We start from the raw sequence: 14,738 nt of genomic DNA, 5'->3' as shown, positions 1-14,738 counted from the left end.
CCAACAAGGAACTTTCATCATTTCGATTATTTTTTAATAAACATTTGTGTCCAGTAGTGACCATCTGCTACATAGCCTACACCAATATGTGTGAAGTCCTTACTTAAAATATTCGCTTTATGCCCTTCACTGTTCATCCATGCCTTTACAACCTCTGCCGCAGATTTTTGACCTTTTGCAATATTTTCTCCTGCTGATTTGTAGTTAATTCCATAGCTTTTCATCATATCAAATGGTGAACCAAATGTTGGACTTGTATGGCTAAAATAGTTTTTAGCACGCATATCCTCAGACTTGTGCTCTGCTACTCTTGCAAGCTCCCAATCACTTTTTAGAGCAGGTAGCCCCACCTTTGCACGTTCTACATTAACTAGTTGAACAACCTCTTGTTCTACATTTGCTTGTTCTTGAGTCGGTATGTTAATTTTTTGCCCCGGATAAATAAGGTTCGGGTTGGCCAAACTTGGATTGGCGTTGATTAATTCTTGTACACCCGTTTGAGTCTTTACCGCAATTTTCCAAAGGGAATCTCCTGATTGAACTGTATATGAATTAGCCGCAAGAGCGGAAATAGGTAATAATAAAGATAGAGATAATACTGAAGCAGTTGCTAGTTTTCCTACTTTTTTAAACATGAAATCAATCCTTCCTGTTTGTTGTACCTCCATCATAAATAGTTTCATAGCCTAATTCATCACTAAATATATGGATGCATTTTTACAGAATCATTACAGGAGGAAAGATAGAATAATAGAATCCTAACAACACGGGATTTCTTCGAGTATACTTAGTAATCCTTTTGCAATGTACTTGTAACAGGAAAACATTACATATAAAATCCGTTGCAATTTACCCGCAATACTTAGCTAACTCTAGTTGAATTACTATAATTTTCATGAATAGTAGGCCTCAGTTTCCTGAACATGAAGACTTCTTCTGATTTTTCTTCTTATACATTTCATTATCTGCACTCATAAATAAGGGATCCATTTGTTGAATGGAACTCTCACTATACGCATAGCCAATCGACATGCATATTTGGAATTCTCTATTAGACTTATTATAAATTTGCACTTCTTTATAGATACTATTAAGTATGACCTCTATTTTACCTGGAGATAGGTGTAAAAAAAGTAGAGCAAACTCATCACCACCAATACGTGCAACATCCGCTTGCTGCCCCACAGTTTGCTTAATAAGCCGCGCACTTTCTTGTATATATACATCTCCCATTTTATGTCCTTGCGTATCATTGATTTGCTTTACATTATCTAAATCACAAATTGCAATGGCAACAGGTGCATCTACCTCTAAATTATAATAATCAAATTGACTTTCAAAATAATCTCGATTATACAAATCAGTTAAACGATCATGTGTAGCCCTATATTCAAGCTTTTGTTGTAGCTCTATTTTACCTTCCACATTCCGGTAAATTCCTTGCAGTGCAACAATCTTCCCATTTTCATATACGGGTGACACATATTCCTCAAACCATATGTAGCGCCCATCCTGATGCCTCAAGCGTAATAGAATCGGCTTGCTATAATCTATCTCACCGCGTGTTTTTTTTATGAATGTTCCATGGTCATCAGGGTGTACAATTTCAAAAACTAAATTAGGATTATTCAAATGCTGCCTCATTGTATCAGGTCCAAATATATGATCAATGACTGGGCTCAAATAACGATATTGCCCGATAGGTTGCATATCAAAATAATACAAAATATCTCCTTTAGCATTTTCTGCAATGTGCAATAGAGGCAGCAAATGCTTTAGCTGCTTTTTTAAATGGCGATTAGCTAGTAATAAATACGTACTCATTCCAATAAGTACAACAAAACATACTCCCCCCAAAAACTCCATAAAAATAATTCCTCTCTTACATCGATATAAACTATATTCTAATTATTATATATAATCCTATAATTTTCTATAAATTATTATATATACTATAATATTTTGTAGAAACGATCGGTTATCCAATAAATTACAGTGAACTATAGTATACATCCATCATACAGTTCGGTATATTTACATAAGGTGATACTATGAAAACTAACTTATATTTAAATAATGAGACGCTTGTTGCTGGCATTACGTTAAGGGACGCTTCTGAGCTTGAATGCAATAATATGGCGCTTCATGCTGCAGCCAATTCGAATAATGTTTTAAAAAACCTAGAGAAGTTAGCCCGCTCTGTGCAATGTTCCCTCGATGATTTTGTCTGTGCAAATCAGACACATAGCGCAAATTTTCATCGAGTAACACTTGCTGATAAAGGTCGCGGTGCAACTCAACTAGATACGGCAATTAAGGATACAGATGCGCTGTATACGTATGAGCCAAATATCCTACTATGTTCCTTTACAGCTGATTGTGTCCCAGTTACTTTTTATAATGAAAAGGCTGGACTTATTGGTGTCATTCATTCTGGCTGGCAAGGTACAGTGAAAGAGATTACGTTAAAGCTTTTCACGCATTTAATTCAAACCGAGAATTGTCAGCCTCAGAATTTTACAATTCATATCGGTACTGCACTCAGCCAGCAAAAGTTTGAGGTGGATGAGGATGTGTATGTAAAATTTAAAGCACTTGGCTATGCTGAAGATTTTATGTATTTTAATGAAGAAACTTCAAAATATCATATTGATAATAGACGAACAGTGAAAAAACAATGTGAGCTTGCTGGAATCCCTTCTGATTGCATTACGATTGATCCTACATGTACCTTTTTAAATGAGGATGGTTTTTCTTACCGTCAAAATAAAAAGGCGGGGAGGCATTTAAGCTTTATTATGCGGAAAGGCTGATTTTTAGTTGGCAAAATAAAACCTCACTTACTTTTATTATATTCCAAGTAAGTGAGGCTATTTATTTTAACTGGTAGTAGTGTGTAGCGCGATTTCTGCCATTTTCTTTGGAGGCATATAGCGCATCGTCGGCATTTTTTATAATTGTGGCTGCTGTATCCTCTTCGTTAAATGTAGCAACACCTACACTCACTGTTAAGGTACCTGAGCCTTCCCAAGCTTCCCTTTCGACAGCTTGATTTAAATTTTGTGAAATTGCTAGTGCTTCCTTGGCATCCGTATTTGGTAAAATAACCGTAAACTCCTCGCCCCCAAAACGTGCTACAACATCCTCTGGGCGTGCGTGATTTTGTAGTATTGTCGCCAACTTCACCAGAACAAAATCACCCATTTGATGACCATACGTATCATTTACTTTTTTGAAATGATCTATATCTATAATCATTAATGAGAAGGGCTTTCCTTCATTTTTGAATAAAGCCATTTGCTCTTCTAGCTTCTCCTGGAAATAACGTCTATTGTTGATCCCAGTAAGCGTATCTGTATTCGACATTTCAATTAAGCTAGAATTTATAGCCATTAGCTCTGTTTGGTTCTTTTCTATCTCCTGATAAATTTGCTCTAATTTAGCAAGTGTTTGATTTTTTTCTAAATAGGCTTGCTCTATCTGACGTTTAGCTGAACGTAACTCCATTTCATAATTAATTCGATTTTTCATTTGAACTAAAATGCAATCAATTACTTCGACTCCATCTAGAATAAAACGCCTTGCATTCATTAAATAGGGGATGGAGTTTCCATTTACATCTCTAAAATGAATATACAATTCATCTACTTGATCCTCTAAATTAATACTAGGATAAAAATAAGAGTGGAAAATGAGTTTATTCGGCATCGTTAATAGCCATTCAAAATGCTGCCCTACTAAATGCTGTTGCTCATAGCCCATCCAGTCAAGAAAAGTATCGTTTACCTCTGTAATGAAGCCATCATGATTAATTGAAACAAAGCCACATGGTGCTTTTATTAAACGCTCCTCCATGTCCATTCCCTTCTTTAATTTACCTATTAATGTGAGTACATTTACTACTGTAAGTAATCCTTAATAATCGTAGCCGTTTCCTCAGGCTGACTAATATGCGGATAATGTCCTTTTGCATGAATTGTTTGTAGTGTACTATTTTTAATTTGCGTATGTAAGTATTCGCCTACCTGTACTGGCACAATGCTATCATTAGAGCACTGAATAATTAGAGTAGAACCGTGACATAGGATAACTTCGCTCGAGTATCTGTAAAGAATGTGACTTCTGCAAACTCTCTCGCTATAACGGCATTTGTTGAAACAAAGCTTTTCTCAAGCTCCTGTGTCAGCTTAGGGTGCTCAATCTCATCCAAAGCAATTGGAGCCATATAGCTTGCCCATCCAGCAAAATTCATTTCCATCATATCTAATAACTCCATAATGTCACCTTTTTCAAAGCCACCCATATAGCCATCCTCATCATTTATATAGCATGGTGACGGACCTATCATAATGAGCCTATTGAAATACTCTGGATGTTTAATAGATGCTTCCATTCCAATCATTGCACTAATAGAATGCCCCACAAACAGTATATTTGTTAAGCTTAACTCTTCAATAATATCTATTACATCTTGGACATAGCCTTGCAACGAGCTATATTTCTGAGATTGGTATGCAGTAACATCCGAATTACCCGATCCTACATAATCGAATAAAACTAATCGATAGTTATCTTCAAATGCTGAGGTAATAAATCGCCACATGTTTTGATCACAACCAAATCCATGTGCAAAAACAATAGTTTGATCTCCTTGCCCGATTACCTTAACATTATTCCGTTCTAACACATTATTCATTAAAATGTCTCCCTTAAGCTATATAATTAAGAATTAGTATGTAAATGAATCAATTTCATAAATAGTTATTTTTCATAAAAAGACGACCACTATTTCGATTGAAGCGGAAAATGGCGAGTGTAGCTGATGGCATTCGCATTTCGCCCTTTCCTACAGAGCAATGTTTTTCTGCACTGGAAGTGAAGCGGCAGATGCAAAGGTTCCTTCGAGATGAGCTTGAGTTGAAGATCCCTCCGCCAAGCATTTATGAGTTGAGGAAGTTGAGGCCAAGCCAATGCTATAGTTTGTGCTACTATTTTTTTGTAGCAGTGAGCAAAAGCCGCGCATCCGCCCGCAACAGAATATGCGGTAGAGTACAAACTTTGGTGAAGAGCCCAAAAACATAATAAGCAGTACCGAAGAGATTGAGCATGGCTAATAGGATTGGAAAATTGGCCAGTATTCACCTTGAAAGGCGAGTACTATTCTTGATCCGTTTCACATTGGCTAGTCTATTTGTAATTTCGGCTAGTATTTTGAAAAATGTGGCTAGTAACCTTGGACTCTATTAGAAAAGCTCATCACGGTCCAAAATAAGGCTGATGATATATTTTGTTATGCAGAAATGCTTTTTGTTTTTATGCTTTGACAAACGTTTATTATTTATTTAATAAACATTGTTTGTATGAAATATAAACTTGTCTAAAATTCAAAGTAAAAACATTTCCTATTATATCATATTTTTACACTATCCTTTAAGAGCATAGGTGTTTAACTATAGCCTTTTAAGAATCGTTTCATACACTACTTTATATTTGAAAAAAGGAGCGATTGAATGGTTAATTTTCCAGGCGGGTTTCCAGGAGGTGGGCCTGGTGGATTTCCAGGTGGGTTCCCTGGTGGCAGACCCGGTGGTTTTCCGGGTGGGTTCCCTGGCGGTGGGCCCGGTGGATTCCCAGGTGGGTTCCCTGGCGGTGGGCCGGGTGGATTCCCAGGTGGGTTCCCTGGCGGTGGGCCGGGCAGCAATCAAGGTGGGCAGGTAAATCCTCCGCCACCTTCTCAACAAATGATTGCTAGGTACCAGTATTTAAATCAAAACCCTGCGCAGGCTCAAAGTATGTTACAACCTCAAGGGGTAACAACTTATGCAGTAGGCTGCGATGGTAGATGGACTATTGTTTTACTACGGAATGGGCAGCTACTTTTAATGTATGTTATTTCAGCAAACGTAAGTGGCAATACAACAGGTATTATTTGGCCTAACTTTACCTTTGCATCTTTCCCATCATCCGCGATACTAGCATACTCTTGTAATTAACTATAGAAATACAGCTTGAGACGGAACCGACAAGGATGATGGCATGTTGATGCAATTATCGTAGGAGAAATATTTATTAATGGTTAGAGGGGGTGTTCTGAAAGTAATTCCTTTCAGAACACCCCCCCTTCTCTTTTTACATAACCAAATTATTAACGACGATCTGCTTTAGAGATGAATGTTTTACAGCACGTATCTGAAGAATCGCTCGCCTGTTTCGAACTAATCTGTAAATCAAAATCAGAAGCAAACTCTGTATAATTGTTTTTAGGGTGATAATCCATATCTACTTGAATCTGCTCAGCTCCACAAATATTTCCCTTCGTATGGAAAATACAATTTGATACAGTACAGTTCACCTCTACAGTTGGCATAATTCTCCTCCTCTTAAATTTGGTATGTTATGAAAAATACCGATAAGGTTTCGCCTCATCGATATTCTTCATCTTGTATTTTGTCCATTTCTACATTATTTTATAAAAACAATTTTCCAATACACTAAATTTTTTTCCTATAATCTAAAAGTTAGCTTCTTATAATGGAATCCTGACAATAGCTGTTGTTACATTTTCCCTCGATTTGATCGAAATCGTTCCGTGATATTTATTCACAACTTCCTTTACGATAAATAAACCTTGTCCTCTTATTTTTCCGTTTACTGATTCTTTTGTAGAGTAACCTTGCTTAAAGACATATTCTGTTTGTAAAATTTTTTGACCGGTATTTGTTATTTCGAATCTATAATGTGTATCCTCTGCTATACAACTAATTGTTATTTTGCGTTCATTTTCAGGTAAATCATTCGCTGCTTCAATTGCATTATCTATCAGATTAGATAATATTTTGATTAAATCTGTTGTTTTTATTTTATCGAACGAATTATCCGATATCGTAAAATCCATATTAATTTGATGATTTTTTGCTGCTAGCTTCTTCGTTTGCAATAGTATGGATAGGCTTGGGTGATCCACATTGATTTTTATTGCCTCAATTGCCTCAACCTCTTTCGACAAGGATAATAGGTATTGTTGGGCTAGATCTATTTCATCTAATTGAAGAAATCCATGTATCACTTGAATATGATTTGTGAAATCATGCCTTAAAGAAGATACAGAAGTGATTAATGTATTTATTTGGGCTTGGTATGTATCCTCTGTATCCCCTACTTCCTTTGCTACTTCTTTTTGGTACCATCTTTGTAACAGTAAAAACGATCCGATGACAATGAAAATAAACACACCATTGAATACAAACATAAAGAAATTATTCTCTAGCACTTCTGCTTTAATATCGTTCAGGGTATGAATGCTAATATCAATCGCTAAATAACCAATCACTTTGTTTAATTCATCTTTAATAGGTACTCCTACTGTCACATATGTACCATTAACAGGATCTTTAATAACACCTGTTACAAATGTTTTCCCATCATAAGCTCTTTTCACTTGCTCTTCTGGTACTGTACAAACTTCCCCAATAATATAGCCATCCTCTACCTCATTGGGTAAACCGATTATTAATAATGTAGAAACTTTAGGGTTATCAATTTCAATTGTATACAAGTATAATGCACCCAGTTTTTCTCTTGCATCATTTAAATAACTTCGAATTTCCCAATAATATTCATTTTTCACTGTTGGATTTTTTAAATACTTTTTATAAGTATCAATATCAATCGCTGCCGAAATTGATTTTGCTGCTTCAAGATTTTGATTAGCAATTGTTTCTTCCACCGTTTCTTTCATTTTGACATATGATGTGTAAACATTAACTGTTGTGAATAAAACTAATAAGACGGTAGATAATACAATGATTAATTTTAGTTTACGTTTTTTCATAAAAACTTGTACTTCCCTATCTCTTTAAATTCAAAAAACTTCCCTAACAACTATAGTACTATACTACAATAAATTTTAAAAACTAACTTCGTATTCATAAAGATTGATATTGTAAAAAAGAAAGATAAAAGCTGCTAACGGGGATGCCCTTAATACTACTCTAGGATAGTATTAATAGGCTTTATGTAGTTGATAATTTTTTTGATTTCGGTGCTCTAAAAAAAAACCCCGTAAAGTTCTACAGGGTTAATAGAAAATTTTATCTATCCTCTACTACATCTTGCGTCTCATTCAATTGCTGCTTTAACCTTTCTAAATGGGCTCTATTTTGCTCCACTGTATCCATATGCTCATTTTGCTGTTCTGCATTCAAAAGTGCGTTTTCTGCATGGGCTATAGAATTGAAAGCATGCTCAACTGCAATTTCCTCCGGATGTGACATCGCCTGCTTCACCGAACGCTCAGCTTTTTGGACAGAGTTACTTAACAACGTGCTTGGGTGATCCTGTTTCCAACTTGTATCTGAGTGCTTAGCCAATTATTCATCTTCCCTTCAATTAAAAATTTGTAGCTAATTTTTAGTATTGTGCGCTGATCAAAAAATATGCGTGAATTTAAACTAATATTAGCTGCTGGGAAAATGATGGCGATACGATAATTCAAAAGGCACATCAACCTATTGTTAGTGATGTGCATATAGAAAATTATTAAGGATACGCTATCGGAACATACTCATTATTGCACCGATTTGTCTCACCATATTAATTCCACTTGTGATAGTTCCTGCATGACCCATGATCGTATTGAACGTATCTGGTAGCCTTCCAAATCTAGAAAGCTGAGCCTGTTGATACGGGTTATAATATGGCTGCATTTGGTTACCATAAAACTGATTCGAAAAGTAATAAGGATTCATTGATCCTTCATATTGATTAGGGTAATATAGGGGATTTTCTGCTATTCTATATGCAGTAGGCGGTATAAAATTTTGTGGATATACAGGTAATGTTCCACTTCTAAAGTCTGATGGGTAAAATTGCACGTCAATTCACCTCCCAACATGGATAATGTTCAAAATAGTATATGTATATAATTACTGCTACCTTAGACGTTTGAAGAAAATCAGGAATATTATTCACCTAGCTTTATTAAACTTAAAAAAATTAACCATGAATTAATAAAGCCGATTTTCTAAGTATCTAGAAAATCGGCTTTACCTTTTTATCTTAATAGAAATTCAATTTTTTCGTAGGATTAACTCTTATTTTAAAAGGAAACTGTCTGCAAAAACGGCATTATTCCCACATGCCTGCTTTTTCTAATTTCTTTTTACCTTTAAATGCTGCTATTACTAATAGTGCATTTAAAATTAACATGAAGGCTAGTGCATACAGTACAAATGTATAGCTACCAGTGAATTCGTAAATGAATCCGTATCCAGGTAACGCAATAATACCGGCAACCGCTAAACCAATTGCTGCAGTAGAATAAATTTGACTGTAATCCTTTTTACCAAATAAAGCAGTTGTTAATAGTGGACCTAGTGTACCTAGAGATGCCACAACAAAACCAAAAATACCAATCGCTACCGTAAATAATGTTGGGTTTTCAGGAACCATTAGGAAAATACCAACCGGTACTAAGCCTAGTAGCATCGCAAAGATGGCTGTATTTTTAGCACCAATCTTATCACTTAATACACCAAACGATAGGGCACCAATTAAGACACCAATTTGCATTGCACCTAGGGCACTACCCGCAAACTTAATATCATAACCAACACCCATTGCGAACGGCGCAATATGTTGGCTAAAGCTTGCGATGGATGTAATGATGAAGAAGAACGACAATAATGCAAAAAATGCGCTCGATTTTTTTGCTACTGAAGCTGCTACACCAGTTAATGCTTCTTGTTGTTGTGCATTTTCATTAGTATTCACTTCATCCATACCTAATGGCTGTAAACCTTTTTGTTGTGGAGCCATTCGAATGACTAATAGGACAATCGGAATAATAACCGCTGTTACACCTAAACCTAAAGCAATATACGTAAATCTCCAACCTTCTGAAGCAATTAAGTTACCGGCAAACGGTTGAATAATAGCACCAAATACACCACCGATTGCTACCATAATCCCGATTGCTAAACCGTTGTGTTTTTTAAACCAGTTGTTGATTAGAACAGGACCAGCCATTTGTGTAATAAAAATCGAACCAACCGCCATCGGAATTGAGAATAAGTACCAGCCCCACACAGAGCTCATAAAGCCGAACATAGCGAACGAACCAGCCATTAAAACAACTGAAACGATTAAAATTAATCGTATATCATATTTTGCCATTAACTTACCGGCAATCGGTAAGAAAATCATTGTAACAATAGAGGCAATACTAAAGTATAGCGTTAAGCTACCCATACCAATACCTAAGTCCTCAGTAACAGGAGTTAGGAATAATCCACCCGCAGTGGAAATACCATTTTTACCCACACCGACTATAATCGATACAGCAATTAATAACCACCAAGCATAGTGGATTTTTTTCTTTTGTTTAGTCATGATGTTATCCTCATCTTCTAGTTTATTTAGTATTCATCTAGTATGAACGAATCAATATTACTTTATAATCGATTCACAAAGTATAATTATTAGCGTAGTTTAATTGAGCCACCATCGACCATGATCGTTTGCCCAGTAATGTAAGCAGAATCTTCGCTTGCTAGGAACACTGCCACACGCCCGATATCTTCCTCAATTTCCCCTAATCTTCTTAATGGAATTTTAGCTAGCATCCCTTGGTAATACTCTGGATTTGCCTCTGCCCATTGCACCATACCTGGTGATTTCGCAATTGGCGAGATGATATTTACATTGATACCAAATGGACCAAATTCATTTGCTGCCACACGTGTAATGGCACGAATTGCTTCTTTTGCAGCCGCATAAGAACCTTGATTTACATCACCGTTAATCCCCGCACCAGATGCAAAATTAATAATATTTCCTTTTGATTCTTTTAAATACGGTAGTGCTGCTTGCATCATGTAGAATGTTGGATAGAATCCTGTATTAAACGATAAATCGAAATCTGCTTGTGTTGTTTCTGCAATAGATCCCATTCTTGATGCATGTGCATTGTTTACTAAAATATCAATCTTTCCAAATTTATCTGCAACTTCTTTGATGATAGACGCCAATTTTTCATGCTCTGCAAGATTGGCTTGAATAAAGATTGATTCCGGTTGATATTGTTGTAATTCCTTAATTGTTTCGTTTCCAAGCTCTGCATTTAAGTCCACAATAGCAACTGTCGCGCCTTCTTTTACAAAAGCAGTGGCCATGCCTTTACCAATACCACCTGCACCACCAGTAATGATGGCTACTTTACCATTCAGCTTTTTCATATGCTTGCTCCTTTTTTTAAAATAGTAATTATTTAAAAATAAAATTTATTCAACTTGTACAACTAATTTTTAGCTAAAAATAATAGTTTACTTTAGCCTTAACATTCTCACTAGATTTTGTTACAAAAAATAGTCAAACTATAGAATTTCCACTTCAAATCCGGCGCCAATACTTGAAACATAAGATTACTTATGCTACACAAGTAACTTTCAGTAACCATAATAACTTTATAAATATAGTGTGTCAATAATATGAACAATTTTATTTATTGTCTTTATATTCGAAAAATATAGTGCTACTATTTTTATATAGACGTTATGTTGTGAGTAATTTTTATATTTTAGGGGGGCTTACAGTTGACCGAGCTGCATCAAGAAGATGTAATTTGTAACGAAGTTGAACTTGCTTATGAAATTATAGGTAAAAAATGGGTTTGTTTAATTATTAGTTCATTGATGGATGTTCCTAAAAGATTTAGTGAAATAAATTGTCTTATTCCAGACTTGAGTAAACGGGTGCTAACAGAACGGTTGAAAGAACTCGAGGATTATGGGATTATTTTTCGAAACGTTATTACAGATCGGCCTATACGGTCGGAATACTCCTTAACTAGAAAAGGGCATGATTTAGGCGTTGCTCTTCAAACAGTGGAAGCTTGGGGGAAAAAGTGGCTATAAGTAGTTTAATTATCAAGTAATCGATAAGTATCCTTTGGCGTTTATACCCATTCATTTATGTATATTAAGCCGAGCTTTTCATTCAACCTAGTGTCTTCTTCATAATTTCTAAATCGGTCTCCCTATTTCATCATTAATCATGCATTTTTATTTTCCTTATATTTTAAAGTAATTTATTTTTCATCACTGGATGGGATTCTAAGAATCGAATATTTTTCAAAAAATTAACAATTGTCGAAGAGACTATTTAATTACTGGGGCAGAGACCGATTATTTTAGAACCATCTATGTTATTTGATATATTGCTATTCGCTCTTAATCTTTACTTTCTGTTAAATTTTAGTCATAACAATACCGATAATTGTGGAAAATATCCCCACGACTTGATATGCTTTTAGCCTCTCTTGATACAACCAACAGCTACGAAGAACAACAACTAAACAACTTAAGCTGACGATTGGGAATACAATAGCCACACCCGTATTAAGTGCAAAAAAGTAACTACTATTACAAAGGATAAATACTGTAAATATACCGCAAATTATATAGAATTATAAAAGAAGCGGATAAGTCCTCTGTTAATGACCTATCCGCCCCTTGTGCTGCAAAATATTCTACTACCAAGTTAATGATCTAGTGTCATAGGTAGCATCTACTTACTCCACCATTAAACAATTAAGAAGGGTAGACATTTAAAATAGTCTCCCTTCTTTTACCTACTTCTATAAAAACAACAAACTTATAAATTAAAGTTGTACGAGCCTGTCGTTTTACTTTTTCAAGCATTTACTTATTTATATTCAATTAAGATTTAATAAGATTACCATCTTTATCAGTGAATTTACCAACGATAATTATAATGAGGTCTATTATCGTCCAAATACCAAATCCACCTAAAGTTAAAAGCATTAAAATACCTGTACCGATTTTTCCAACATAAAAACGGTGAACACCTAGACCACCTAAAAAGAAGCAAAGTAATAATGTGGCTACGAAACTTTTTTCTGACATATAAATACCTCCGATAAAATTATAAATACTATATTATTAGTCCGTACTAAATAAGTATATTACAAAAAAAGTATTTTTCAATAAAATTTTACTGTTCCCTTTTGCTACATAATTAATGTTGTACTTCATAATAAGATCAATCCTTCAGAATAAGGTTATCAATACCGTATCTTAAATTAGTGGAAGCTTTGCATACTTTTTTAATCCCTCCTGCATCCGTAGTTTAAAATAGTCTCCTGCATCCTTGTCATTTCCCGTAATCCATTAACCTCTATTTGATTAAGGTGGGGTTTTTCTCGCAAAAATATTTTATGATATGATGTTTAAGTTGTATATCTACTATGTGACACATTTACATTCATCTAAGAAAAGAGGTTTTTATGCACTCTGCACAATTATCGAAGCGACCTTGGTTGCTTATCTTAACACTTACTTTATTAACATTTGTTCTAGGAACAAGCGAATTTGTTATTGTCGGAATCTTAACAGATATTTCTTCAAGCCTTCAGATAACCAATGCAAAAGCAGGCACACTCGTTTCTGCGTTTGCCATCACATTTGCCATCGCCACACCTTTAGTGATGTCAGCAACAGGTCATTTTCCAAAACGGAAATGGATATTATTTTTGATAGGGTCTTTCATCTTCCTGAATGCTTTGTGCGTAATTTCCACGAGCTACATCATGTTCCTTGCACTTCGGATACTGACAGCAATTGTAACAGGCGTATTAATCTCCCTAGCTATGATTGTTGCAAGTGAAACGATGCCGATTGAAAAACGCGGAATTGCTATTTCATTCGTTTTTGGTGGATTCACACTTGCAAATGTCGTTGGCGTTCCAATTGGTATTGTCATCGCCGAAAGGTACGGCTGGAATGCCACTTTCATCTTAACTACTATCCTAGGTGGCTTGGCGTTTTTAGCAGCTTATTCTGTCCTGCCAAATAAACTTAGCCAAGTACGCAGTTCGATACGGGACCAGTTTTCTTTATTGACCAGCCCAAGAATTTTGATGGCTTTTTTCATTCCTGCCCTCGGATTCGGCGCAACTTATACTGTCTTTACGTACCTAGTTCCTATCTTAAACGGAATGGATGCACCAGAAAATTCAATTAGTTTAATCTTATTTGGTTACGGATTTATCTCGATTTTCAGCAATATTCTCGCCGGTAAAATTGCCAGTCATAACGCAATCGGTCGCCTCCGCTTTGTTTTTCTCATTCAGGCAGCTGTTCTGATCACTTTATTTTGGACTACAAATCATTTTATTTTAGGACTAATAAACATTGGCTTCATGTCGTTAATGGCCATTCTCTTAACAACATCTACTCAGCTTTATTTAATAGACCTTGCCGAAATTTATCAGCCTAAAGCTACAGGACTCGCTGCTTCACTTATGCCAGTGGCAAGCAATGTAGGTATCGCTTTTGGTTCTGCATTAGGTGGGTTTGTATACCATCAAGGAATTTTGATGAATGTAGCATGGGTCGGTGGATTAGTTGCAGTCTGTGCAAGTCTTCTAACGTTCATTAGTTATCTATTAGACCAAAAACAAAAGTCATCAGCATAAAATGATGGCAATCATCTATCGATAGAATGTAATTTACAACAGCTATAGCAAATCAAACAGGCACATTCCCTTCATGCGAATGTGCCTGTTTTTAAAAAGAAGACTATGTGCTTCCTATAGGTAATCGAACATATGACTCCCGTTACTTATACTAACTCTAAAGCTATTTCCACCATCTTTGTAAATGACGTTTGTCTCTCTTCTTGTGTTGTTTGTTCATGTGTAATCATGTGGTCACTCACTG

Annotated in this window: 15 protein-coding genes and 1 pseudogene; 4 read left to right on the top strand and 12 right to left on the bottom strand. The window is 35.5% G+C overall.

The window, feature by feature from the left end; all coding sequences use genetic code 11:
* Positions 1–26: 26 nt before the first annotated feature.
* Both safA and V4T18_RS10135 read right to left on the bottom strand, forming a co-directional pair.
* A complete protein-coding gene (gene safA, locus V4T18_RS10140; protein WP_332649213.1) occupies positions 27–635 on the bottom strand; it encodes a SafA/ExsA family spore coat assembly protein in 609 nt (202 codons plus the stop codon).
* A 274-nt stretch (positions 636–909) separates the two neighbouring features.
* Complete coding sequence (locus tag V4T18_RS10135) at positions 910–1,824, bottom strand: sensor domain-containing diguanylate cyclase (RefSeq protein WP_332649090.1); 915 nt, start codon at positions 1,822–1,824, stop codon at positions 910–912.
* A gap of 227 nt (positions 1,825–2,051) precedes the next feature.
* On the opposite strand from V4T18_RS10135, the gene pgeF reads away from it, so the two are divergent.
* Positions 2,052–2,813, top strand: a complete 762-nt coding sequence (gene pgeF, locus V4T18_RS10130) for a peptidoglycan editing factor PgeF (RefSeq protein WP_332649089.1) — start codon at positions 2,052–2,054, stop codon at positions 2,811–2,813.
* 61 nt (positions 2,814–2,874) lie between these two features.
* Here the strand turns inward: pgeF and V4T18_RS10125 are convergent, their stop codons facing one another.
* Both V4T18_RS10125 and V4T18_RS10120 read right to left on the bottom strand, forming a co-directional pair.
* Complete coding sequence (locus V4T18_RS10125) at positions 2,875–3,855, bottom strand: sensor domain-containing diguanylate cyclase (protein ID WP_332649088.1); 981 nt, start codon at positions 3,853–3,855, stop codon at positions 2,875–2,877.
* A gap of 44 nt (positions 3,856–3,899) precedes the next feature.
* Positions 3,900–4,696, bottom strand: a pseudogene (locus tag V4T18_RS10120) (alpha/beta fold hydrolase).
* Between the two features lie 814 nt (positions 4,697–5,510).
* Between V4T18_RS10120 and V4T18_RS10115 the strand changes: the two are divergent.
* The gene (locus V4T18_RS10115; RefSeq protein WP_332649087.1) at positions 5,511–5,993 is read left to right on the top strand and encodes a hypothetical protein; all 483 of its coding nucleotides are present in this window, start codon (positions 5,511–5,513) and stop codon (positions 5,991–5,993) included.
* A 152-nt stretch (positions 5,994–6,145) separates the two neighbouring features.
* Here the strand turns inward: V4T18_RS10115 and V4T18_RS10110 are convergent, their stop codons facing one another.
* The 6 genes from V4T18_RS10110 to V4T18_RS10085 all read right to left on the bottom strand — a co-directional run bounded on the left by V4T18_RS10110 (position 6,146) and on the right by V4T18_RS10085 (position 11,234).
* Positions 6,146–6,367 carry a DUF1540 domain-containing protein gene (locus V4T18_RS10110; RefSeq protein ID WP_332649086.1) on the bottom strand — a complete coding sequence of 74 codons (222 nt, stop codon included), beginning with the start codon at positions 6,365–6,367 and terminating at the stop codon, positions 6,146–6,148.
* 159 nt (positions 6,368–6,526) lie between these two features.
* Entirely contained in the window at positions 6,527–7,831 is a 1,305-nt protein-coding gene (locus V4T18_RS10105; protein ID WP_332649085.1) for a sensor histidine kinase, read from the bottom strand.
* Positions 7,832–8,090: 259 nt separating this feature from the next.
* Positions 8,091–8,369: a hypothetical protein gene (locus V4T18_RS10100; RefSeq protein ID WP_332649084.1), complete on the bottom strand. Its 279-nt coding sequence runs from the start codon at positions 8,367–8,369 to the stop codon at positions 8,091–8,093.
* Positions 8,370–8,549: 180 nt separating this feature from the next.
* Positions 8,550–8,873 carry a hypothetical protein gene (locus tag V4T18_RS10095; RefSeq protein WP_332649083.1) on the bottom strand — a complete coding sequence of 108 codons (324 nt, stop codon included), beginning with the start codon at positions 8,871–8,873 and terminating at the stop codon, positions 8,550–8,552.
* A 253-nt stretch (positions 8,874–9,126) separates the two neighbouring features.
* The gene (locus V4T18_RS10090; protein ID WP_332649082.1) at positions 9,127–10,389 is read right to left on the bottom strand and encodes an MFS transporter; all 1,263 of its coding nucleotides are present in this window, start codon (positions 10,387–10,389) and stop codon (positions 9,127–9,129) included.
* 89 nt (positions 10,390–10,478) lie between these two features.
* On the bottom strand, positions 10,479–11,234 hold the full coding sequence (locus V4T18_RS10085; protein WP_332649081.1) for an SDR family NAD(P)-dependent oxidoreductase: 756 nt from the start codon (positions 11,232–11,234) through the stop codon (positions 10,479–10,481).
* Positions 11,235–11,600: 366 nt separating this feature from the next.
* On the opposite strand from V4T18_RS10085, the gene V4T18_RS10080 reads away from it, so the two are divergent.
* A complete protein-coding gene (locus V4T18_RS10080) occupies positions 11,601–11,912 on the top strand; it encodes a winged helix-turn-helix transcriptional regulator (RefSeq protein ID WP_442916928.1) in 312 nt (103 codons plus the stop codon).
* A gap of 332 nt (positions 11,913–12,244) precedes the next feature.
* Here V4T18_RS10080 and V4T18_RS18345 read toward each other — a convergent pair whose 3' ends face one another.
* Together V4T18_RS18345 and V4T18_RS10075 are read right to left on the bottom strand one after the other, a co-directional pair.
* Positions 12,245–12,454: an EamA family transporter gene (locus V4T18_RS18345; RefSeq protein ID WP_442916927.1), complete on the bottom strand. Its 210-nt coding sequence runs from the start codon at positions 12,452–12,454 to the stop codon at positions 12,245–12,247.
* Between the two features lie 262 nt (positions 12,455–12,716).
* A complete protein-coding gene (locus V4T18_RS10075; RefSeq protein ID WP_332649079.1) occupies positions 12,717–12,923 on the bottom strand; it encodes a TM2 domain-containing protein in 207 nt (68 codons plus the stop codon).
* Positions 12,924–13,303: 380 nt separating this feature from the next.
* Between V4T18_RS10075 and V4T18_RS10070 the strand changes: the two genes are divergently transcribed.
* Positions 13,304–14,494, top strand: coding sequence for an MFS transporter (locus V4T18_RS10070; RefSeq protein ID WP_332649078.1), 1,191 nt, complete (start codon positions 13,304–13,306; stop codon positions 14,492–14,494).
* Positions 14,495–14,738 lie beyond the last annotated feature (244 nt).

The organism is Lysinibacillus sp. 54212, assembly GCF_036662795.1.
Taxonomy (GTDB): Bacteria; Bacillota; Bacilli; order Bacillales_A; family Planococcaceae; genus Lysinibacillus_B.
This window is presented reverse-complemented; position numbering and strand designations above follow the sequence as displayed.

What these genes read in the sequence shown, in the direction of transcription:
- V4T18_RS10070 (WP_332649078.1), top strand. Translation starts at nt 13,304, where the DNA reads ATGCACTCTGCACAATTATCGAAGCGACCTTGGTTGCTTATCTTAACA.
- V4T18_RS10105 (WP_332649085.1), bottom strand. Translation starts at nt 7,831, where the DNA reads ATGAAAAAACGTAAACTAAAATTAATCATTGTATTATCTACCGTCTTA.
- safA (WP_332649213.1), bottom strand. Translation starts at nt 635, where the DNA reads ATGTTTAAAAAAGTAGGAAAACTAGCAACTGCTTCAGTATTATCTCTA.
- V4T18_RS10135 (WP_332649090.1), bottom strand. Translation starts at nt 1,824, where the DNA reads ATGAGTACGTATTTATTACTAGCTAATCGCCATTTAAAAAAGCAGCTA.
- pgeF (WP_332649089.1), top strand. Translation starts at nt 2,052, where the DNA reads ATGAAAACTAACTTATATTTAAATAATGAGACGCTTGTTGCTGGCATT.
- V4T18_RS10090 (WP_332649082.1), bottom strand. Translation starts at nt 10,389, where the DNA reads ATGACTAAACAAAAGAAAAAAATCCACTATGCTTGGTGGTTATTAATT.
- V4T18_RS10110 (WP_332649086.1), bottom strand. Translation starts at nt 6,367, where the DNA reads ATGCCAACTGTAGAGGTGAACTGTACTGTATCAAATTGTATTTTCCAT.
- V4T18_RS10125 (WP_332649088.1), bottom strand. Translation starts at nt 3,855, where the DNA reads ATGGAGGAGCGTTTAATAAAAGCACCATGTGGCTTTGTTTCAATTAAT.
- V4T18_RS10115 (WP_332649087.1), top strand. Translation starts at nt 5,511, where the DNA reads ATGGTTAATTTTCCAGGCGGGTTTCCAGGAGGTGGGCCTGGTGGATTT.
- V4T18_RS10075 (WP_332649079.1), bottom strand. Translation starts at nt 12,923, where the DNA reads ATGTCAGAAAAAAGTTTCGTAGCCACATTATTACTTTGCTTCTTTTTA.
- V4T18_RS10085 (WP_332649081.1), bottom strand. Translation starts at nt 11,234, where the DNA reads ATGAAAAAGCTGAATGGTAAAGTAGCCATCATTACTGGTGGTGCAGGT.